This is a genomic window from Mycolicibacterium bacteremicum (genome assembly GCF_002086115.1).
GTDB lineage: Bacteria > Actinomycetota > Actinomycetes > Mycobacteriales > Mycobacteriaceae > Mycobacterium > Mycobacterium bacteremicum.
This window is the reverse complement of record NZ_MVHJ01000081.1, coordinates 1-376: the sequence shown is the minus strand read 5'-3', so window position 1 is coordinate 376 and position 376 is coordinate 1. Positions and strand designations below refer to the sequence as shown.

The 376-nt window shown below is 65.4% G+C and carries 1 pseudogene; it reads right to left on the bottom strand.

Features of this window, described 5'->3' with window-relative positions:
• Window positions 1-172, bottom strand: a pseudogene (locus BST17_RS28575) (enhanced intracellular survival protein Eis); the annotation flags it as partial.
• Window positions 173-376: the final 204 nt, after the last annotated feature.

Genomic DNA, 376 nt, shown 5'->3' with positions numbered 1-376 from the left:
CCTCAGAACCCGGGCCGGCACCATCGCGGACCACCACCGCTCCGTCGGTGGGCACCACGGTCCGCCAGGCGGTCGCTGATTCAGGGCCGATGAAATCGGTGAAACTGGCCGCGGCCAGTAGGAACATCCCCGGCCAGTCGTCCTCGGTCGGGCTACACAGGGTCACAGTCACAGAATCCGACTGTGGCATATGCCGCGGCCACGTGCACGTGAATATTACGACGACAGTGTCTGGCAAAGGATCACGCGATGCGGGTAGCCCCGCCAGCGTGACGCCACTGCGAGAATCAGCGACGAATTTCGCCGTGACGTTACGCTGGCGGCGACGCTCCCACGTCGACGCATACCCCGACGGCTCCGGCACCGACGTGCAGAG